This is a genomic window from Pseudomonas sp. FP453, from assembly GCF_030687495.1.
GTDB lineage: Bacteria > Pseudomonadota > Gammaproteobacteria > Pseudomonadales > Pseudomonadaceae > Aquipseudomonas.
This window is the reverse complement of record NZ_CP117435.1, coordinates 2,156,505-2,177,204: the sequence shown is the minus strand read 5'-3', so window position 1 is coordinate 2,177,204 and position 20,700 is coordinate 2,156,505. Positions and strand designations below refer to the sequence as shown.

Sequence of the window (20,700 nt, the reverse complement as noted above, 5' to 3'; positions counted from 1 at the left end):
GTAATGATGCGCCCCGCCACTGTTGAGGATGTTGCAGCCATTGAGGCTATCGTCCAGGCTGCCTACTCGCCCTATATCGAACGGATCGGGCGCCAACCCGGCCCGATGCTGGAAGACTATCGCCAGTTGATCGAGGCCGGCGGGGTTCACGTGCTGGACAACGCCGGGCGCGTGCAAGGTTTTATCATCCTCGCCGATGCCGGCACCGCCCTGCTGCTGGATAACCTGGCTGTCGCCCCGGATGCCCAGGGTCTTGGTTTCGGGCGCCAGTTGATGGATTTTGCCGAGCGCCAGGCAATCGATGCGGGCTACGCGGCCATCTTCCTGTACACCAACGAAGCCATGACTGAGAACCTCACGCTGTACCAACGTCGCGGCTACGTCGAAACCCATCGGGCCGAAGAACACGGCCTGCGCCGCGTGTACATGAGTAAATCCCTTTAGGAGCCCCCATGGAAAACACCTGGCTGGCCCAAGCCAAGCGCCTGCAAGCGCTAGCGTCTACAGGCCTGCACTTTTGCACCGACGATTTCGAACGCGAGCGCCTGGAAGAAATCGCCGAGATTGCCCACAGCATGCTGGCGCAGTTGGGCAACGTACCGCTGGAACGCATCACGGGGCTGGTGTCGGACTTTGCCCAGCGCTATTCAACGCCGATGCTCGACGTGCGCGGTGCGGTGATCGAGGGCGATCGGATCCTGCTGGTGCGCGAATTGACCGATGGCTGCTGGGCGTTACCAGGCGGTTACGCCGACATCGGTTTGTCCGCCGCAGAAAACATCATCAAGGAAATTCGCGAAGAAGCCGGGCTGACCGTTACCGCGCGGGCGCTGTATAGCGTCACCCACAAGGCCAAGGGCCTGTATCGGCCGGACGTGCGGGATTTCTACAAACTGTATTTCCTGTGTGACCGTGTGGACCAGTTGGCGCCGATGGCGGGGTTCGAGACCACCGAGGTGGGCTTTTTCCGCCTGGATGAATTGCCGCCACTGTCCCGTGGACGCACCATCGAAAGTGATCTGGAAGCCGCCTTCGCGTTCCATCGCGGCGAGACGACACAGACGCTGTTCGACTGATCCAATTTGCATCACCGCGCACCGCTTTCGTGCCTGATGAACGACGTTGCCCCCGTCGACAGCTGTATCGCCGCAGCATCGCGCGGATTGGCACGTCCGGTGCAACTGCCTCTGTGTCACGACTCAGGGAGCAAGGCACATGACGCAGCACGAACCAGGCAATGATTACCCCCTCAGCGAAGTCCCCCTGCATGCGCGCAAGGGCCTGGCGTCAACCGCCATGGTGCTGCTGGGCTTCACGTTTTTTACCGCGACCATGTTTGCCGGCGGCAAGCTGGGCGTGGCGTTCAGTTTCAGCGAGATGCTTGGTGTCGTGGCCCTGGGTAACCTGTTGTTGGGTATCTATGCCGCAGGCCTGGGTTACATCGCCTTCAAGAGCGGGTTGAATTCGGTGCTGATGGGGCGCTTCTGCTTTGGCGAAGTGGGCAGCAGGCTCAGCGATTTGATCCTCGGTTTCACCCAGATTGGCTGGTACGCCTGGGGCACCGCCACGGCGGCCGTGGTGCTGGGCAAATACTTCGAGCTGAGCGAGGGCAGCGTGCTGGGATTGATGATGCTGTTCGGCCTGGTGTTTTGCGCCACGGCGTACGTGGGCTATCGCGGATTGGAGATTCTGTCCTATATCGCGGTACCCGCCATGGGCATCCTGCTGTTTTTATCGATGTGGGTGGCCACGGTAAAAGTCGGCGGACTCGATGGGCTGCTGGCGGTGGTGCCAACCGGCGAGTTGGACTTGTCCACCGCGATTACCCTGGTATTCGGCACCTTTGTCAGCGGTGCGACCCAAGCGACCAACTGGACGCGGTTTTCGCGCTCGGCCAAAGTCGCAGTGCTCGCCAGCCTGATTGGCTTCTTTATCGGCAATGGCCTGATGGTGTTGATTGGCGCGTATGGCGCCATCGTCTATCAGCAGCCCGACGTGGTGGAGGTGTTGCTGCTGCAAGGATTTGCCATGGCCGCCATGGCCATGTTGCTGCTCAACATCTGGAGCACCCAGGACAACACGATCTACAACTTCGCCGTGGCGGGCTGCAACTTGTTGCGCACTCGGCGACGCAAAACCGTGACCCTGGTCGGTGCTGTGATCGGCACCCTGCTGGCGATGCTGGGCATGTACGACCTGCTGGTGCCGTACCTGATCCTGCTGGGAACGGTGATTCCACCGATTGGCGGGGTGATCATGGCGGACTTCTTCTACCGTTATCGCGGCCACTACCCACGATTGGCGGATGCACACCTGCCGGCGTTCAACTGGCCCGGACTGGTGGCGTACGCCGTGGGCACGCTGCTGGCATTTCATTCGCCCTGGGTCGCGCCGCTGGTGGGCATTGCCGCCGCGAGCATAACCTACATACTGCTGACCACCGTCCTACGGGCAAGGTCGCCATTGGCCAGCGCCGAGGCATAATGCTCACCTGATTGCTTTTTGCCCAAGAGGAACTTGCCCATGCACATCATCAATGCCCGCCTGCGCAACCGTGAAGGCCTGCATGATCTGCACCTGGAACACGGCAGGATTGCCAGCATCACCCCACAAACAACCGTGCCGGAGCTTCAAGCTGACGACCTCGACGCCGCCGGCAACCTGGTGATCCCGCCCTTCGTCGAGCCCCATATCCACCTCGACGCCACGCTCACCGCCGGCGAGCCACGCTGGAACATGAGCGGCACCTTGTTCGAGGGCATCGAGTGCTGGGGCGAGCGCAAAGCCACCATCACCTTTGCCGACACCAAGGCCCGCGCCAAGCAAACCATCCAGGCCCTCGCCGCCCACGGCATCCAGCATGTGCGCACCCACGTCGACGTCACCGACCCCAACCTCACGGCGCTGAAGGCCATGCTGGAAGTGCGCGAGGAAAGCACGCACCTGATCGACCTGCAAATCGTCGCCTTTCCCCAGGAAGGCATCGAGTCCTACCGCAACGGCCGTGAGCTGATGGAAGAAGCCATCCGCCTGGGCGCCGATGTGGTCGGCGGCATCCCGCACTTTGAATACACCCGCGACCAGGGCGTGAGCTCGGTGAAGTTCCTGATGGACCTGGCCGAGCGCACCGGTTGCCTGGTGGATGTGCATTGCGACGAAACCGACGACCCGCACTCGCGCTTTCTCGAAGTGCTCGCCGAAGAAGCCCGCAGCCGTGGCATGGGCGCGCGCGTCACCGCCAGTCACACCACGGCCATGGGTTCCTACGACAATGCCTACTGCGCCAAGCTGTTTCGCTTGCTGGGGCATTCCGGCATCAGCTTCGTCTCCTGCCCGACCGAGAGCATCCACCTGCAAGGGCGCTTTGACAGCTTCCCGAAACGCCGCGGCGTGACCCGCGTCAACGAGCTGCTCGAAGCGGGCATGAACGTGTGCTTTGGCCAGGACTCCATCGTCGATCCGTGGTACCCACTGGGTAACGGCAACATCCTGCGCGTGTTGGAGGCGGGTTTGCATATCTGCCATATGCTCGGCTATCGAACCCTGCAAAGCGCCCTCGACCTGGTCACCGATAACAGCGCCAAGGCCATGGCCCTGGGCGAGCGCTACGGCCTGGAGCCGGGGCGGCCGGCCAACCTGTTGATCCTCTCGGCAGACAGCGACTATGAAGTGATTCGCAGCCAGGGCCTGCCGCTGTACTCGATCCGCAACGGCAAGGTGCTGATGAAGCGTCAGCCTGCGCAGGTGGAGTTTGTGATCAGCTAGTTTGCCGACGCGCTGTGCCGAACAGGCTGACACTGAGCAACGTGTCAGCCGTGGCCTGCAAGCGCACCGGTGCGGTGCCGCCCGGCATCACCACTGCAACCTCGCCCGCCACCACCCAACCCGCGCGCCACGCCGCACAGGCCACGGCGCTGGCACTGGTGCCGGACGACGCCGTGGGCCCTTCGCCGCGCTCAAAGACGCGGGCGATCACGCGGTTGTCGGTTTCCCGCGCGGCCCATTGCAGATTGACCCCGGCGGCACAGGGCTGGCCACGGCCAACCGGCGGCGCAAAGGCAATCGCCTGCAAGGGTTCGAACAGCGCGGGTTGCTGCATCTGCGCGTTGTCCGGCAAGGCCGACGCGTGCTCCACCAACGTTACGCAATGGGGGTTGCCCACCCGCACAAATTGACTCTGCGCCCAGTGCGGGTTGATCGCCGCCAGTGCGCTGACATGGCTGAGTCCGGCGCTGCCCTCGTCCGATGCGCCAACGGCCAGTGGCCCAAACGCAGGCTGGCCCAAGGCAAGCCAGAATCCCGCCACCTGCTCGTACACCGCAGGTTCCACCCAGGTGGTCACCGGCGAGGCACCGCCGGGTTGGTCGTGATGCACGCGCAACTCACTGGCCGCCGTCATCAAGCCCTGGTCCGTGAGGGCCTGGGCAAAGATCGTCAGGCCATTGCCGCTGCGCTCGGCCAGGGTGCCGTCCGTGTTGACGATCAACAGGTCAAACGGTGGCTCGGCCTGGAATAGCCCAATCAGCAAGCCATCGCAACGGTGGGCCTTGGCCGCAGGCGGGCGCGGCGTCGAGCCCCAACCGCATTCGGCGGCAATCGCCGCCGGCGCCCAAACCTGGCGCTCACGCACAGCCTGGGCGGCAGTGCCGGCGAGGGCGATGCCTTGGTCGCGTAAAAAAGCCGGGCTGACCACCCCGTAGATATTGCCCCGTGCATCGTAGAATCGGGTCATGGCAGCGCCTGCCGGGAGTTTTTCATCAGTTCATCCGCTCGCTTGCCTATGGGTTGGGGCAGCAGCGTATTACAGAATGCCCTGTCTGTGGGAAGCGGCCTGGAAGGTGCGTAACCCACTGCAAGAAGCCTGGGGTTCGCCAGTTCCTGCAGGGATTACGCACCTTCCAGATCGCCTCCGGCAGAGCCGGCATCCCTTACGTGGCGAGTAACACTTAAAGCGTTCCCAGTTTGTAAAAATAAACTTCACAGCCGCCGCCTCAGCGGGAACCCGGCTCGCTCAGCAAGGCCTGATGTGCAAGGATGTCGCGCCGGACATCGTTCGTTGAACGCAAAACCAAGGATTTTCCATGACCGCCATCCCCACCCCTGCGCCCGTGATTCCCGGGCGGCTGGAGCAAATGTCCACTCGCATCGCATTTTTTATCGCCGGCTTCGGCATCGCGGCCTGGGCGCCGCTGGTGCCCTACGCCAAGGCACGTGCGCAGTTGAACGAAGGCACGCTGGGCCTGTTGCTGCTGTGCCTGGGCGTGGGTTCGATCATCGCCATGCCGGTGGCCGGCGCACTGGCGTCACGCTACGGCTGCCGACGCGTGTTGAGCGCCGGCACGATCCTGATCTGCCTGGCCCTGCCGATGCTGGCCACCGTGAGTACGATTCCATGGCTGATGGCTGGTCTGTTCCTGTTTGGCGCAGGCCTGGGCACGGTGGACTCAACGGTCAACCTGCAAGCCGTGATCGTCGAACGGGCCAGCGGCAAAACCATGATGTCGGGCTTTCATGGCCTGTTCAGCCTGGGGGGCATTGTCGGTGCGGCCGGTGTCGCCGGGTTGCTGGGGCTGGGCATGACGCCGTTGCAGGCGACCCTGGTGGTGATCGTCATCATGGCCGTGGCGTTGCTCAAGGCCGGGCCGCACCTGTTGCCTTATGGCAGTGAAAGTTCGGGACCGGCGTTTGCCGTGCCCCATGGCGTGGTGCTGTTTATCGGCTGCCTGTGTTTTATCGTGTTTCTTGCCGAGGGTGCGGTGCTCGACTGGAGCGCCGTGTTCCTCAGCGCCGAGCGCGGCCTCGACGAAGCCTACGCCGGCCTTGGCTACGCCGCCTTTGCCCTGACCATGACCGCCGGGCGCCTGACCGGTGACGCCATTGTGCGCCGCCTGGGCGCCACCCGCGTGATCGTGATCGGCGGCGCCCTGGCCACGGCGGGCATGTTACTGGCCACCCTGCTCCCGGCGTGGCAAACCGCGCTGCTCGGTTATGCGCTGGTGGGCGCCGGTTGCTCGAACATTGTGCCGGTACTGTACAGCGCCGTCGGCAAGCAAACGGTGATGCCCGAACATATCGCGGTACCGGCCATCACCACCCTGGGCTACGCGGGTATTCTCGCCGGGCCGGCGGTTATCGGCTTTATTGCTCATGGCAGCAGCCTGAGCACCGCCTTTGTACTGATTGCCCTGCTGCTCGCGGGCGTGGCCATCAGCGGCAAGATTCTCAAGGTGTAAAACCACCCACAAAGCCCTGGTGTCACAGGGCTTTGTGGGCCTTGTCCTGCTCAAGCCAGCGCTCCAGGCCTTTATTGCTGATCCAGCCTTCCTGGTGGGCAGGGCCGAATATCCGCGTGCCGCTGGCGCGCTCCAGCGAACGCAATAAACCCGGGCGCTCAAGGATGTTCTTGGCCGTGTACACACTCAGTTCGCTGTACTGCTTGCCGGGCAAACCGGTGGCCGGGTCCAGCACCGGCTGGCCGTATGGGCCGACGGCGTCGGGATCGCCCATCAGGGCCCTGAGTGCGGCAATTTCCACGTACTGGTGCTTGTCAAAAAAGAACGTTCTGTCCTTTGTCTGATCGCGCAACTGCTCGAATAACGCCTGCAAGGCTTTGACTACCTGTGCGTTGTCCTGGCCATGGAACGGGTCCTGGCTGAAGGCGCCTGGGGAGCTGTTGCCCTGCAAGACACTAACGGCGACCGCCAGGCTGTCGCGGGTGATATCACCGTCACTGCTCAGGATTGCGTCCCGCAGAGGCGGACGCTGGATGATCTCGCGAGCCGCCAGGATGGCGTGGTCCAGCTTGTCGCTCTCGCCCATCGTGGCTTCGGCCACCTGCCGCAGGGATGACAACGTCAGTCGTCCGTCCCTCAAGAAAGGGTGCAGCAAACCAAAGCTGTCCCTCAGTGTTTCGGCCAACTGGCTGTCCTTTGAGTCGGCGCCCGGCGGCAAAAGGCTCGCACGCGGCACCAGTGGGTTCTGCAAGGCACGGTGATGCAGGCCGGGCACGCCGCCGCGCAACAGCGCTGGCCGCCGAGGTAACTCACCCGATGAGCTGTCACGAGGCCGGGCAGCATGGGGGGGGTCGTTCCAGGCATCGCGGTGGGTGGCCGGTGAACACGCCGCAGATCGTGTGCCCTGTTCTGCCGGCGCCGATGCGCCCGTGGCCGCTTGCCGCGCGTGAGGTAGTGCAGCATCGATTGTCATGCGACTTCTCCAACTTTTCTCAGATCCGTGCTTGGTTCCATGAACACAAGCAAACCTCTGTGGTGAGTGGAGTGCGACAGTTCCAGACTGGCGCAGAATACCAATGACAGTATGTAAAAAGGCGGCCAGACCTGTGCTCAGCCAGGCTTGTGCCGGCGCCAGGCCGCCAGCCCCATGATCAACGTCGCCAAGGCACTGGCAAGGTGTTTCAAGGGCGAGGCCACCGTGCCGTCAGCCAGCCCTGGGGCCAGCATGCCCCTGGCAAAATCATCGGCGACCGGCGCCTGGAATTGCCGTTGGCCGGCAAAGGCTTTCATTCGCCGGGTCTGGGCGCAGCAACTGCTCGCCGGCAGGCTGGCCGGGAGCGCTGCGGCTGTTTCAGCAGTGGCAGCCGCCCCCGCGTCATGCCCACAGCGAAAGGTTTCTGAAAAACCATCCTGGCGAGATTGAAACGACGTTGTTGTCATAGCTGGCCCCTGACTCGATGCCTGAAAAGCGACCCGTCCCACCAGAGCCGCCGAGGTTGTATTACCTGAGTGGCGTCGCTGTGGAAATGGTTCCTGACACATTCATCGCCCGGCATGAGGCACTGCAAAACGCTCACGGTGCCTCATGACACTGCGGCCTTTGCGTCAGGACGACAACCGCTGGAGTTCCCTTCGACTGAGGTATCCATCGCCATTGCGATCCATCGCCATCAGCAAGTTGCCACGCCTGAGCAGTACCTGGGCCAGCTGGATGAGGTGATCCCTGGGAGAGTCGCCCGTCAGGGGTTGGGCAGCGAGTCTGTGCAGGTCCCGGATACTGATTTTGCCGCCCCAACGCCGTGCCAGTTCATCGAAATGGCTGAGCATTTCTCCGGCGATCTCCTTGTCATCCTTGTACCGGAAAAAGTTCGTGTCATTGAGGGCGTTACGCAAGTCTTGCTTGCTGAACCGGTTGTCCGTCGCCCCCGTGCCGTTGTTCCGGTCCAGGGCCTGCATCAGGTCGGGGCGGTTCAGAATTTCCCGGGCCAGGCGAATGTTGTTGTTCATCACCGGGTCGTTGCCAAGGGGTCTACTGGCCATTTCCCCGATGTCACGGGTGGTCATGAAACGCGCGTGATGGGACCCGGTAAACGCCTTGAAGTTATCCAGCAGCGCTTGCGTCAACTGTTCATGGTTCTGCATCGAGTAATCCGGTTTTGGGTGCGGCCTGGAAGGGGCACCGCTACCAGGGTGCGGCCTTGGCGGGGCACCGTTGCAAGGCCTGTGCATGGGCGGACAGTGCCCGCCAAACCAATGGCTCTTCCAGTCTTTGAAGCGCTCCATGAACCCTGGATGCCGCATCGCCTGCGTCGTTGCCAAAGGGTCATGGCGCTGGCCCGCGCGATCGGTCGGCGGTTGATGATCGCCAAACACCGGTCCGGTCTGTTTCTCCTGCGAGCGGAAACTCACGTTCGTCGCGTTTTGGCCGTCAACGGAAGGCGCCGGGCGACTGGCCTTGGCTTGCGGCGCAGGCGATGGCGTATCAAAGGTGGATGATGCAGGTACGGATGACTCGAGGGTCGATACCGACATAGATGGCTCCAGTGCAAGAAGATTGAGTCCTGAACCTGCCAGCCCGACGTCACGTCAAGGCCAATCAGGTAACTCACTGTGTGGCGCACTTGTCGGAAACGGTTCCTGTCAAACCTCATGGCAGTCGAGTGAAACCGTAGGAAAACGCCAAAAAAAATCGCAGCCCTGGAGCTGCGATTTTTCCCACTGGATACAGATCAGAACCCGACGCTTGCCTGTACAAAGAACGTACGTGGCTCACCCAGGTACAGCCCGGCATTGTTATCGCTGGAGCGCGTGTAGTGCTGCTGGTCGAAGACGTTTTTCACCCCCACGCCCAGCTTCAGGTTCGACAGTTGCGCGCCAAAGTCATAGCCACTGCGCACGTTGACCGAGACATAACCCGGAATATCACCGTATTGGCCGTCGGCAGTGCCTTGGGTGATGTAGGTAGTACCCGTGCCCGGCGCGCGCTGGCCGGACTGGGCGTAGACGTCCAGGTTGTGGGTCCAGTGATTGACGTCATAGCGCAGGCCCAACGTTGCCACTTCACGGGAGTACAGCGGCAGGTCACGGCCCTTGAAGGGCACATCGCCTTCGGCGGTGGCCTTGGTGTAGGTGAAACCGGCGTTGGCGGTCAGGCCGTCCAGGCGCGGGTCGAGGTTCGACAGATCGTAGTGGCCCGAAGCTTCGATACCGGTGTGCTTGGTGGCGCCGAGGTTGGTCCAGCCCACCGCGTTGCTGACGTATTGCAGTTCATCGGCGAAGTCGATGTAGAACAGCGTCACTTCGCCACCCCACACGTTGTCGTTGTAGCGCGTGCCCACCTCGTAGGTTTTGGCTTTTTCCGGGTTCAGGCCGCTGGCGGTCTGATCACCTGAACCACCCTGCCCTAGCTGGAAATATTGCAGGCTGCCGAAGGACGTTTCGTAGTTGGCAAACAGCTTCCAGGCGTCGGAGACGTGGTACATCACGCTCAAGGCCGGCAACGGTTCGTTGTTGTGCACCTCGCGGCGTTTTTCCAGGGTACGCGGGCCGGTCAGCGGGACCACCGGGCGATCGTGCCATTCGGTGCGGATGTCTTCGAAGCGGATGCCGGGGGTGATGGTCCACTTGCCGATATCGATCTTGTTATCGACATAGAACGCATTGGCCTCGGTGCCACCGGTACGGTCCTGATACACGTGGCCATCGCTGCGCCCGCCCGGGGTGGGCACGTTGTTGACCAGGTTGAGGCTGGTGGCCTGCTCGTGCATGCCTTCCTTGAGGTAGCGATAACCGACGCTGACTTCCTGGGTGCTCGGGCCCAGGTCAAACACATGGCTCACCCGTGGCTCGATGCCGAAGGTGTAATAGGTGCGCGGGTACGAGCCCAGGATGAGCAGGTCACGGTTGGCGATGTTGCTGCCACGGAAGCTGTCGGAATAGTACGTCAGCACTTCGGCCTGGGTGCGGTCGTCGATCTGCCGGATGTACTTGAAGGACACATCCTTGCGGCGCCCGGTGAAATTGTCCCAGTCGCGCACCGACTGATACGGGTTGGCGTCGAATTGCTTCTGGGTCAGGCCGCCAGGCATGTCGGCGGTGGCGTCGTAGTAGTGGAAGTTGAGGGAGAAGTCGTCTTGATCGGTCGGCGCCCAGTGGGTCTTGAAGATCACGTCGTTAATGTCATTGGAATTGTTGCTGTTGCGATAGCCATCGCCCTTGACCCCGGAGTACAGCAACGCCGCGCCGATGCCGTTGTCTGCGGTGCCGCCGACAAAGGCGTTTTCCAGATGTTTCCAGCCGCCATGGGCCGAGGTTTCCAGGGTGGTGCCGACTTCACCGGAGAACTTTTCCGGGATCGCGCGGGTGACAAAGTTGATCACGCCGCCGACGTTTTGCGGCCCATACCGCACGGAACCGGCACCGCGCACCACGTCGATGCTGTCCAGGTTGCCGGCGGAAATCGGCGCCATCGACAGTTGCGGCTGACCATAGGGGGCAAACGCCGCCGGGACGCCGTCGATCAACACCGTGGAACGTGGCGACAACCGCGAAGTAAGACCACGTACACCGACGTTGAGGGAAATGTCGCTGCCACCGGTGCCGTTGGACTCCTGCACCTGCACGCCCGGCACACGGCGCAACACGTCGCCGACGTTCATCGCACCCTGCTCCACCATGGCCTCGCGGCGGATCACCGTGCGTGCGCCGGGGTGGTTCTGCACCACTTCGGCATTGGCATCGCCGAGCCAGTCGCCGACCACCTTGATGTCGGTGGTGCCCAGTTCCAGCGGCGAGCCGGCTGCACCGGTGCCGCTGCTCAGCGGGCGCAACGTGACCGAGCCGGCGTCGATCTGGTAGTCCAGGCCACTGCCCTGCAGCAGCTGGCGCAGGGCCTGTTCCGGCGAGAGGTTACCGTCCACGGCCGGGGCTTGCTTGCCGGCGACCATGTCCGGGCTGAAGAACACTTGCAGGGACGTTTGCTGGCCCAACTGGCTCAGCGCCGCACCCAGGGGCTGGGCCTGGATATGGATGGCGTCGGCGGCGTACGCCGCGCTGCTGACGGCCAGTGCCAGGGCCAGCGGCGCCCAGCGGGAGATTTTATTGTTGTGGCGAGCAAGTTTTTTCACGTCGAATCGAGTCCTGTGATCGCAAGCAAGTGCGGCCGTTAATGCAAACCAGTTGCAGTTGCAGGAGAAGACGACGAGCGCGGAAAAAACCTGAATGTCAGCGTGAAATAATTTCCTGACTGCCGTCCGGCAACGCGCGCACGGCCACCGGCAGGATGTGGGGCAAGGCCTTGAGCAAGGCCTCGGTGTCGTTGGCCTTGAACACGCTGGTCAGCCGCAGGTTGCCCACCGCCGCCGAGCCCACCCGCAACGGCTGCTCGCGGTAGCGTGAGACTTCCCGCGCCACCTCACCCAAGGTGGCGTTGTTGAACACCAGTTTGCCAGTGCGCCAGGCGGTCAGCTCTTCAGCGTTCACCGCGTAGGCCGGCACCACGTTGCCCTGGCCGTCGATGTGCGTGCCGCGCCCCGCCGTGAGGGTGACGATGGCATCGGCTGCACGCCCTTGCACCTTGACGGTTCCGGCCTCGACCACCACGCGGGTCTGGTCGTCGTCGCGGCGCACGTCAAAACGGGTGCCGGTCACGGTGACCTGCCCGGCCCCGGCGGCGACCACAAACGGTCGGCGGGTGTCATGCTCGACGCTGAACATCGCCTCGCCGCTTTTGAGCACCACACCACGCCGGCCTTTCTCGAAATGCACTGCAACCACGCTGCGACTGTTCAACTCCATCATCGAGCCGTCGGGCAGGGTCACCTGGCGATGTTCTCCCAACCGCGTGCTGAACTCGGCGCTGTAGGGCTTTGGTTGAATGCTGAACACACCCAGGCCAATGGCAACCGCCACCACACCGGCAGCCACCGCATAACGCAACACCGCGCGACGCCCGGGGCGCTCGGCAGGCGCCGCACACAGCGCCTGCAGGCGCGCCTCTGGCACCAGGTCGGCGGCACTCCACAGGCCGCGCAGCACATCGAATTCATACTGGTGGGCGGGATGCGCTTGGCGCCACGCCTCGAACTGCTGGCGCTCGGCGGCGTCCAGCTCGGCGTCTTGCAGGCGCACAAACCATTGCGCGGCCTCGTCTCGGGCACGGTTATCCATCATGGAAGATCCTTGGTTCATGGGGCCAGCGCGTCCAGGCGGTCGCGCAGATGCCGCAGGGTGCGGATCATATACTTTTCCACCATGTTCTTGGACAAGCCCAGGCGGTCGGCGATTTCCTGCTGGGTGAGGCCTTCGATTTTCTGCCAGATGAAAATCCGCCGGCAGTTGAGCGGCAACTCCGCCAGGGCCCGCTCGATGGAATCCGCCAACTGGATCGCGTGCATGAAATGCTCCGGGTCGCCACTGTGGGGCGCACTCTGCTCAAAGGCGTCCAGCCCCAATGCCTCGCGCCGGTCTTCGCGGCGATGGGCGTCCACCGCGATATTGCGCGCCGTCTGATGCAGATAGGCGCGCGGTTGCTCAACCTCGGTGGAGCGGGCCTCCAGCACCCGCACAAAGGTGTCGTGCGCCAGGTCTTCGGCCTGCTGACGGTTCCTCAGGCGGCGCGTCCAGGTGCCGATCAACTCTTCGTAATACTCGAAAAAGCCTGTTCTGCGGGGCGGCTGGGGAATCATCGCGAAGGCACTGGGGAGGCGGGACGTGAATAGTAATGCTTCCTATTAAGTCGGGCAATTGCTACCGGTCGTGTCAGCACAGTTCGACGCGCTGCGGCATCGCCATCGATGCAATCGCCGCTGAACTTACGCCCCGCCCCACCAGTCAGCTGACTGAACCCTCTGACAATGGTGCTTGGCCCATGCTTCTCTCATTGCAGCAACAAGTCGCCCTGGTCACCGGCGCCAGCTCCGGCATCGGCGCAGGCGCCGGCAAGGCCCTGGCCGACGCCGGCGCGGCCGTGGTGCTCAATTACAACGCCCAGGCCGCCCCCGCCGAAGCCCTCGCCGCGCAGATCAACGCCAACGGCGGCCGGGCGATTGCCATCGGTGGCGATGTGTCCAAGGAGGCGGACGTGGAACGCCTGTTCGCCCAGACCCTCGACGCCTTTGGCCACCTCGACATTCTCGTCGCCAACTCCGGCCTGCAAAAAGACGCCAACCTGGTGGACATGAGCCTCGACGACTGGAACACGGTGATCGGCGTCAACCTCACCGGCCAGTTCCTCTGTGCCCGTGCCGCCGTGCGTATCTTCAATCGCCAGGGCGTGCGTGAAGGCGTGTCGCGGGCAGCGGGAAAAATCATCCACATGAGTTCGGTACACCAGTTGATCCCCTGGGCCGGGCATGTGAACTACGCCGCGTCCAAAGGCGGCGTCGAGATGCTGATGCGCACCCTCGCCCAGGAAGTCAGCGAGCAGCGCATCCGTATCAACGGCATTGCACCGGGGGCGATCCGCACGCCGATCAACCGCGCGGCCACCGAGGGCGCAGCGGAAAAGGAGTTGCTGAAGCTGATCCCCTACGGCCGCGTCGGCGACGTGGAAGACGTGGCCAACGCTGTGGTGTGGCTGGCCAGCGACGCCTCCGACTACGTGGTCGGCAGCACCCTGTTCATCGACGGCGGCATGAGCCTTTATCCGGAGTTTCGTGGCAATGGTTGAGTCAAACAACGAAGCGCAAAGCGCCATCGACGCCCACGGCATCATCGGCGACATGCGCACCGCCGCATTGGTCAACGACAAAGGCAGCATCGACTTCTTCTGCTGGCCGGAGTTCGACAGCCCGTCGATCTTCTGCGCCCTGCTGGACAGCCCCGACGCCGGCATTTTCCAGCTCACCCCGGACCTGCCCAACGCCCGCCGCGAGCAGATCTACCTGCCCGACACCAACGTGCTGCAAACCCGCTGGCTCAGCGATGCCGCCGTGGTGGAAATCACCGACCTGCTGGTGATCAGCGATGAAATCGACGACCTGCCGCTATTGATTCGCCGCGTGCGGGTGGTCAGCGGCACGGCCGATATCCACCTGCGCTGCGCCGTACGCCATGACTACGCACGCGCGCCCACCCACGCCGCGCTCGACAACGGCACCGTGTGCTTCAACGCCGACGGCCAGCCCGGCCTGCGCTTGTCTGGCAGCCATCCGCTGCACGTCAAGGAGGGTGCGGCAGTCGCCCGCTTCACCCTGAAGCAGGACGAAGGCGCGGAATTTGTCCTCGGCGGCCAGGAAGATGAACGCGTGGACAGCCGCTGCACCGACCTTGCCCTGGCCCACACCCTGGCGTTCTGGCGCGGCTGGATCGCCCAGTCGAACTACCGCGGGCGCTGGCGCGAAATGGTCAATCGCTCGGCCCTGGCGTTGAAGCTGCTGACCTCACGCAAACACGGCGCAATCATCGCCGCCGCCACCTTCGGCCTGCCGGAAACACCCGGCGGCGAGCGCAACTGGGATTACCGCTACACCTGGATTCGCGACGCTTCGTTTACCGTCTACGCGTTCATGCGCCTGGGCTTTGTCGAGGAGGCCAACGCCTATATGCGCTGGCTCAAAGGGCGGGTCAGTGACTGCTGCGGCCAGCCGATGAAGATCAATATCCTCTATGGCATCGACGGTCGTCAGGAACTGCCGGAAACCGAACTGGCGCACCTCGCCGGCCACGGCGGCGCCAAGCCGGTGCGCATCGGCAATGGGGCGGTCGGGCAGATCCAGCTGGATATCTACGGCGAGCTGATGGACGCGGTGTACCTGGTCAACAAATACGGCGAGGCCATCTCCCATGACGGCTGGCAACACACGGTGGAAGTCGCCGATCAGGTCTGCGAAATCTGGAACAGCGAAGACGTGGGCATCTGGGAAATGCGTGGCGAACAGCATCACTTCCTGCATTCGCGACTAATGTGTTGGGTCGCGCTGGACCGCGCGATCCGCTTGGCCTCCAAGCGCTCGCTACCGGCGCCGTTCGCCCGTTGGGACCAGGCGCGCCAAGCAATCTACGCCGACATCTGGAGCAACTTCTGGAACGCAGAACGCGGGCATTTTGTGCAGCATATCGGCAGCACGGCGCTCGATGGTTCGATGCTGCTGATGCCGCTGGTGCGCTTCGTCGCGGCCACCGACCCGCGTTGGCTGTCGACCCTTGAAGCCATCCAGAAAAGCCTGGTGCGCGACGGCATGGTCTACCGCTACCGCAACGACGACAGCCAGATCGACGGCCTGCAAGGCACCGAAGGCGCGTTTGCCGCGTGCTCATTCTGGTACGTCGAATGCCTCGCGCGCGCCGGGCAAGTGGAAAAGGCCCACCTGGAATTCGAACAACTGCTGCGCTACGCCAACCCGCTGGGCTTGTACGCCGAAGAGTTCGACAGCCAGGCCCGGCACCTGGGCAACACACCCCAGGCCTTGAGCCACCTGGCGTTGATCAGCGCGGCAACGTTCCTCGACCGTAAGCTCAGTGGGGAGAAGACGACCTGGCAGCCCTGAGGCACAATGATCCGCCCTTCGGCTACGGACAGGAACCCCATGCGCCAGGTACTGCTGATCATCGACGTGCAACCGTGCTTCAATCCACCGGCGTGGCTGGTGGACGGCATCACCGCCCTGCTCGGCCGCCTGCCGTCGGTGGCCACCGTCGAGCGCCACGACGAAAGCGTTACCCCTTTTGCCCGCCAGCTCGGCTGGCAACCGGCGCCGGATGACGACAGCCTGATCGCGGCAGATCGCATCTTCATCAAGCACGGCTATGCGCCCACGCCCGAGACGATTGCCTACCTCAAAAGCCTGGCGCCGGCGCGTGTATTGGTGTGTGGCATACAAACCGACACCTGCGTGCTGGCGGCGGGGTTTGCCCTGTTTGATGCGGGGTTGCAGCCGACGTTGATCAGCGACTTGACCGTGGGCTCGTCGCTGGATCGGTCGGGGCAGTTGGGGGTGGAGTTGTGGCGGCATCACTTTGGCAAGGTGGTGGATCGTGAGCAGGTTTTAGCGACAACCACACCATGAGCCTTTTCCCAACACTACACACCCAACGCCTATGCCTGCGTGAACTGGTGGCAAGCGACGCACCGGCAGTGTTCGACATCCACCGCGATGCCGACAGCATGCGTTGGTTCGGCGCCGACGCGATGACCGAACTTGCCCAGGCCGAATCCCTGATCGAAACCTTCGCGCACTGGCGCAGCCAACCCAACCCCGGCACACGCTGGGGGATCGAACACGATGGAAAACTGATCGGCAGTTGTGGCCTGTTCAAGTGGAACCAGAGCTGGAACAGTTGCGCTCTCGCCTGTGAACTAGCGCCCGGCGCGCGTGGCCGGGGGTTGATGCACGAGGCCTTGCAGGCGATGCTCGACTGGGGTTTTGAACAGATGAAATTGCATCGCGTGGAAGCCTGGGTGCATCCGCAAAATACCGCGTCGCTCCAGCTGTTGGCACGACTGGGTTTCCAAGCCGAAGGCACGTTGCGCGAGGCTGGGTTTTGGAATGGCCAGCGACACGATCTGGGTGTATTGGGGTTGTTGAACCAAGAGTGGCTGGCCAAGAAAAACACAGGTATGGGAGGTTCTGTTCGGCTGATGCCCATCCTCTCCATCCTCATTCACGTCCCGAACTGGCGGGCGGCAACCGAGTGGTATGCCGCCGCCTTTCCGTTGGCGACACGCATTCATCATGACCCTGACGACTTCGGCCATTTGGATGTAGCAGGCGTCGCCCTCGAGATCGTCAACGCCGATGACAAGGTTGCATCAGGGGCTGCAGGATCAGTGGTGTACTGGGGAGTAGACGACTTGCAGCAGGCATTGCGCCGGTTTGAGGAACTGGGCGGGACGTTGTATCGCGGGCCGATGGAGATTGAAGGTGGTCATTGGATTTGTCAGGTACGCGACCCGTGGGGAAATTGCATCGGCCTTCGACAAACCGGCTCAAGCAAGTAATCCCTGCCCCCAACCCGCCACAACAATCGGCTAGAGTTTCAGCATCCCTGGCCAGTCGGTAATCACCCACCATGACCACCACCGCCCCGCTGCTCTGCGTGCGCACCTCCATGCTCGATGTGGCGTATGAAGCCCACGGTCCCCTCGACGGACCGCCCGTGATCCTGCTGCATGGTTTCCCCTATGACCCGCGCGGCTATGACGCCATTGCACCGGCGCTGGCCGAGTTGGGCTATCGGGTATTGGTGCCGTACCTGCGCGGGTACGGCCCGACGCGGTTTATCAACGAGCAGGTGATGCGCTCCGGGCAGCAGGCGGCGTTGGCCAAGGACTTGCTGGACTTCATGGATGCGCTGTCGATCCCCCAGGCCACCCTGGCTGGATACGACTGGGGCGGACGCGCCGCGTGTATTGTTGCGGCGCTGTGGCCCGAGCGCGTACGCGGGTTGGTAACCGGGGATGGCTACAACATCCAGGACATTGCCAAGTCGCTCACCCCTCGGGCGCCGGAGACAGAGCATCGGTTGTGGTATCAGTACTACTTTCATACCCAACGGGGCGTGGACGGTCTGACCGCCAATCGCCGTGAGCTGTGCCAGTTGTTATGGACGCTGTGGTCACCGTCCTGGGACGAGGGGGCGGGCCTGTTTGAGCAGAGTGCGCCATCGTTCGACAACCCGGATTTCGTCGAGGTGGTGATTCACTCCTATCGCCACCGTTTCATGTACGCGCCGGGCGACCCGGCACTGGAAGCGATCGAACGGGCGCTGACCCTGCAACCGGCGATTTCGGTGCCGAGCATCTCCCTGTGCGGTGCGGACGACGGGGTGGGGCCGCCGCCCGTGGACGATGATGACGCGGAGCATTTCAGCGGTTTTTATCGGCGCAGGATCTTGCCCGGCGTCGGCCACAATATCCCTCAGGAAGCACCTCAAGCCACGCTGGATGCACTGCTGGAATTACTCGGCGAAAAGCGTTCACGATAGGCCTGCGGCGTCACCGCTAAGGCCCTTAAAAAACTCCGGCGCAGTGTTTCCTCACTGCCAAAACCACATTGCACGGCGATGCGTTTAATCGACGCCGTGCTGTCCGCCAATTGCCGACGGGCCGTCTCGACGCGGATCAATTCGACAGCCCGCGCCGGGGTCTGGCCGGTTTCGTTGCGGTAATGGCGCACGAAGCTGCGCTCGCTCATGCCGGCCTGGGCGGCCAGGGTCGGGATGTTCAGGTCGAGGGTGAGGTTTTCGGCCATCCAGGCGTGGAGTTCGGTGAAGCGGCTGTCGGCCTTTTGCAGGGACAGGGTCACGCTGAACTGGGATTGCCCGCCCGGGCGTTTGAGGAACACCACCAGGTGCCGCGCCACTTCCAGCGCCACTTCGCTGCCGAGGTCGTCTTCCACCAGCGCCAGGCACAGGTCGATGCCGGCGGTGACGCCGGCGGAGGTCCACACTGCGCCTTGGCGGATGAAAATCGGGTTGGATTCCACCGTCAGCGCGGGGAATTTGCGCGCCAGTTCTTCGCAGCGCGTCCAGTGGGTGGCCACGCGGCAGCCATCCAACAAACCACTGGCAGCGAGCAGGAAGGCGCCGGTGCACACCGAGGTCATGCGCCGAGTGTGCCGGGCTTTTTCCCGTACCCAGTCGACCAGTGCCGGGTCGTCGGCGGCGCCGTATACGCCCCAGCCGCCGGCGATCACCAGGGTGTCGCAAGGCGCGTCGATGGCCGGCAACGGCTCGGCCACCAGCGCCAGGCCGGCGGAGGTCATCACCGGCGCCGTTTGCGCGGCGATCAACCGTGACCGCGTAAGGCAACGGCAAGCCGCGCTGGCGCGCCAGGTCATTGGTGGAGGCGAACACCTGCAACGGCCCGGTCACGTCGAGCACCTGGGCATTGGCAAAAGCGAGGACATGGACGATTCGCGGCATGATTGGCGTGATCTGTGGGCTGAATGGCGTATGCGCCAAAGCCTAGGCCCCTAGAGTGAAGCCGTCCACCCCTTTCTCGGAGCGCTGTCCATGACCTTGCAGATCGGCTTTGTGTTGTTCCCCGGCATCCAGCAACTGGATCTCACCGGCCCTTATGACGTCCTCGGCTCGCTGCCGGACGTGACGTTGCACCTGGTGTGGAAAGACCTGGCGCCCGTCACTTCTAGCACCGGGCTGGTGTTCACCCCGACCATGACCTATGCCGATTGCCCTCAGCTGGATGTGATCTGTGTACCGGGCGGTTCCGGCGTGGGTGCGTTGATGGAAGACCCGCAGACCCTCGACTTCCTCACGGTTCAGGCGCAGACCGCGCGGTATGTGACGTCGGTGTGCACCGGTTCATTGGTATTGGGCGCAGCGGGCCTGCTGCGCGGGCGCAAGGCCACCACCCACTGGGCCTACCACGACATGCTCGCCCCGCTCGGCGCGATCCCCGTGCAGGAGCGCGTGGTGCGTGATGGCAACCTGTTGACGGGAGGCGGCATCACCGCTGGCATCGATTTCGCGTTGACCTTGGCTGCGGAACTGTACGACGAAGCGACGGCGCAACTGGTGCAGTTGCAGATTGAATATGCGCCGGCGCCGCCGTTTGACTCGGGTCGTCCGGATACGGCGCCCAAGGCTGTGCTGGAAGAAGCGCACAAGCGCACGGCGCAGTCGCGCCAGACCCGTGGCGAGATTGTCGCGCGAGCCGCCGCTTTGCTGGGCTGACGCCACAATCCCACTGTGTGAATACAATCAAATGTGGGAGCTGGCTTGCCTGCTCCCACAGTTTTACCTCCCACCTTTCAATAGGGTCAGTTGGGACGCGACATCACCGCCAACCGCATCGCCAACACCGTCAGCACCGTCGCCAGCCCCCATTTCTGTAACCAGGCGCTGTACGGGCGCCCGGCAAAGAAACGGCTCAGCGCACCACCAAATGCGCCCAGCACCCCATGAAACACGGCTGCAATCACGGTCAAAACGCCACCGAGCACCATCAGTTGCACGGCAATCGATCCCGCCTGCGGCCGCACAAACTGCGGCAGAAACACCACAAAAAACAACAACGCCTTGGGGTTGAGCAAACTGTTGAGCATCGCTTGCACACACACCCGCCGCAGGGGTACGCGGTGGGCGTGAGCGGTGTCCAATCGCGGACTTTTCTGCAAGGTCTTGAACACCAGCCACAGCAGGTACACCACCCCCGCATAACGAATCAGGTCAAAGGACGGCGGCCAACTGGCCACCAGCGCCGTCACCCCAGTGGCAGTCAACGCGGTCAGCAACAGGTCGGCCACGCCGATGCCCAGTGCGCAGGCCATACCGCCGCGCCAACCGTGACTCACGCCGTGGCTGATGACAAAGGCCATGTTCGGCCCCGGCGATAACAGCAACAGCAAAACAGCACCGCAGAAAACCGCGAGGGTTGCAAGGTCGATCATGCTCAAGCCTCCACCGAGAAAAACCCGGAGCGTAATCCGCACGCGTCGGGCCAACAAAAAATTGTGCTGGATACATTGCGCGCCAGTGATTGCTCATTGCCACAATCAACGCTTAG

At 63.1% G+C, this 20,700-nt stretch carries 19 protein-coding genes and 1 pseudogene; 11 read left to right on the top strand and 9 right to left on the bottom strand.

Going from position 1 to position 20,700, the window contains the following annotated elements; all coding sequences use genetic code 11:
- Nucleotides 1-3: 3 nt before the first annotated feature.
- From PSH87_RS10005 to codA, 4 genes are all read left to right on the top strand, one after another.
- Nucleotides 4-444, top strand: coding sequence for a GNAT family N-acetyltransferase (locus PSH87_RS10005; protein ID WP_305433374.1), 441 nt, complete (start codon nt 4-6; stop codon nt 442-444).
- 8 nt (nt 445-452) lie between these two features.
- Entirely contained in the window at nt 453-1,076 is a 624-nt protein-coding gene (locus tag PSH87_RS10000) for an NUDIX hydrolase (protein WP_257780490.1), read from the top strand.
- Nucleotides 1,077-1,215: 139 nt separating this feature from the next.
- Complete coding sequence (gene codB / locus PSH87_RS09995; protein WP_305433373.1) at nt 1,216-2,484, top strand: cytosine permease; 1,269 nt, start codon at nt 1,216-1,218, stop codon at nt 2,482-2,484.
- Between the two features lie 39 nt (nt 2,485-2,523).
- Entirely contained in the window at nt 2,524-3,765 is a 1,242-nt protein-coding gene (codA, locus tag PSH87_RS09990) for a cytosine deaminase (RefSeq protein ID WP_017736452.1), read from the top strand.
- Here the strand turns inward: codA and PSH87_RS09985 are convergent.
- Nucleotides 3,758-4,732 carry a diaminopimelate epimerase gene (locus PSH87_RS09985; protein ID WP_305433372.1) on the bottom strand — a complete coding sequence of 325 codons (975 nt, stop codon included), beginning with the start codon at nt 4,730-4,732 and terminating at the stop codon, nt 3,758-3,760. The two genes, codA and PSH87_RS09985, sit on opposite strands and share 8 nt — an antisense overlap.
- 349 nt (nt 4,733-5,081) lie before the next feature.
- On the opposite strand from PSH87_RS09985, the gene PSH87_RS09980 reads away from it, so the two are divergent.
- Nucleotides 5,082-6,233: an MFS transporter gene (locus tag PSH87_RS09980; protein WP_017736450.1), complete on the top strand. Its 1,152-nt coding sequence runs from the start codon at nt 5,082-5,084 to the stop codon at nt 6,231-6,233.
- A gap of 22 nt (nt 6,234-6,255) precedes the next feature.
- Here the strand turns inward: PSH87_RS09980 and PSH87_RS09975 are convergent, their stop codons facing one another.
- The 6 genes from PSH87_RS09975 to PSH87_RS09950 form a co-directional block, all read right to left on the bottom strand.
- Nucleotides 6,256-7,206, bottom strand: coding sequence for a type III secretion protein (locus PSH87_RS09975; RefSeq protein WP_305433370.1), 951 nt, complete (start codon nt 7,204-7,206; stop codon nt 6,256-6,258).
- Between the two features lie 137 nt (nt 7,207-7,343).
- Nucleotides 7,344-7,523, bottom strand: coding sequence for a hypothetical protein (locus PSH87_RS09970; protein ID WP_017736448.1), 180 nt, complete (start codon nt 7,521-7,523; stop codon nt 7,344-7,346).
- 315 nt (nt 7,524-7,838) lie between these two features.
- Nucleotides 7,839-8,765: a type III secretion effector protein gene (locus PSH87_RS09965; RefSeq protein WP_305433368.1), complete on the bottom strand. Its 927-nt coding sequence runs from the start codon at nt 8,763-8,765 to the stop codon at nt 7,839-7,841.
- 197 nt (nt 8,766-8,962) lie between these two features.
- A complete protein-coding gene (locus tag PSH87_RS09960) occupies nt 8,963-11,359 on the bottom strand; it encodes a TonB-dependent receptor (RefSeq protein WP_305433366.1) in 2,397 nt (798 codons plus the stop codon).
- Between the two features lie 97 nt (nt 11,360-11,456).
- A complete protein-coding gene (locus tag PSH87_RS09955; protein WP_305433364.1) occupies nt 11,457-12,404 on the bottom strand; it encodes a FecR family protein in 948 nt (315 codons plus the stop codon).
- A 14-nt stretch (nt 12,405-12,418) separates the two neighbouring features.
- Nucleotides 12,419-12,919, bottom strand: coding sequence for a sigma-70 family RNA polymerase sigma factor (locus PSH87_RS09950; RefSeq protein WP_305433362.1), 501 nt, complete (start codon nt 12,917-12,919; stop codon nt 12,419-12,421).
- Nucleotides 12,920-13,101: 182 nt separating this feature from the next.
- Between PSH87_RS09950 and PSH87_RS09945 the strand changes: the two genes are divergently transcribed.
- From PSH87_RS09945 to PSH87_RS09925, 5 genes are all read left to right on the top strand, one after another.
- Nucleotides 13,102-13,902, top strand: a complete 801-nt coding sequence (locus tag PSH87_RS09945; RefSeq protein WP_305433361.1) for an SDR family oxidoreductase — start codon at nt 13,102-13,104, stop codon at nt 13,900-13,902.
- Nucleotides 13,895-15,721, top strand: coding sequence for a glycoside hydrolase family 15 protein (locus PSH87_RS09940; protein ID WP_305433359.1), 1,827 nt, complete (start codon nt 13,895-13,897; stop codon nt 15,719-15,721). The genes PSH87_RS09945 and PSH87_RS09940 overlap by 8 nt, the downstream gene beginning before the upstream one ends.
- A 39-nt stretch (nt 15,722-15,760) precedes the next feature.
- Entirely contained in the window at nt 15,761-16,240 is a 480-nt protein-coding gene (locus PSH87_RS09935; RefSeq protein WP_305433357.1) for a cysteine hydrolase family protein, read from the top strand.
- Nucleotides 16,237-17,172: a GNAT family N-acetyltransferase gene (locus PSH87_RS09930; RefSeq protein ID WP_305433355.1), complete on the top strand. Its 936-nt coding sequence runs from the start codon at nt 16,237-16,239 to the stop codon at nt 17,170-17,172. The genes PSH87_RS09935 and PSH87_RS09930 overlap by 4 nt, the downstream gene beginning before the upstream one ends.
- A 71-nt stretch (nt 17,173-17,243) precedes the next feature.
- The gene (locus tag PSH87_RS09925; RefSeq protein WP_305433353.1) at nt 17,244-18,158 is read left to right on the top strand and encodes an alpha/beta fold hydrolase; all 915 of its coding nucleotides are present in this window, start codon (nt 17,244-17,246) and stop codon (nt 18,156-18,158) included.
- Here PSH87_RS09925 and PSH87_RS09920 read toward each other — a convergent pair.
- Nucleotides 18,104-19,097 (bottom strand): annotated as a pseudogene (locus tag PSH87_RS09920) (GlxA family transcriptional regulator). The gene PSH87_RS09925 and the pseudogene PSH87_RS09920 overlap by 55 nt on opposite strands.
- 90 nt (nt 19,098-19,187) lie before the next feature.
- Here PSH87_RS09920 and inhA point away from each other — a divergent pair.
- Nucleotides 19,188-19,868 (top strand): isonitrile hydratase, encoded by a 681-nt coding sequence (gene inhA, locus PSH87_RS09915; RefSeq protein ID WP_017736430.1) that lies wholly within the window; start codon nt 19,188-19,190, stop codon nt 19,866-19,868.
- Between the two features lie 86 nt (nt 19,869-19,954).
- Here inhA and PSH87_RS09910 read toward each other — a convergent pair whose 3' ends face one another.
- Entirely contained in the window at nt 19,955-20,584 is a 630-nt protein-coding gene (locus PSH87_RS09910) for a LysE family translocator (protein ID WP_305433351.1), read from the bottom strand.
- Between the last annotated feature and the right edge of the window lie 116 nt (nt 20,585-20,700).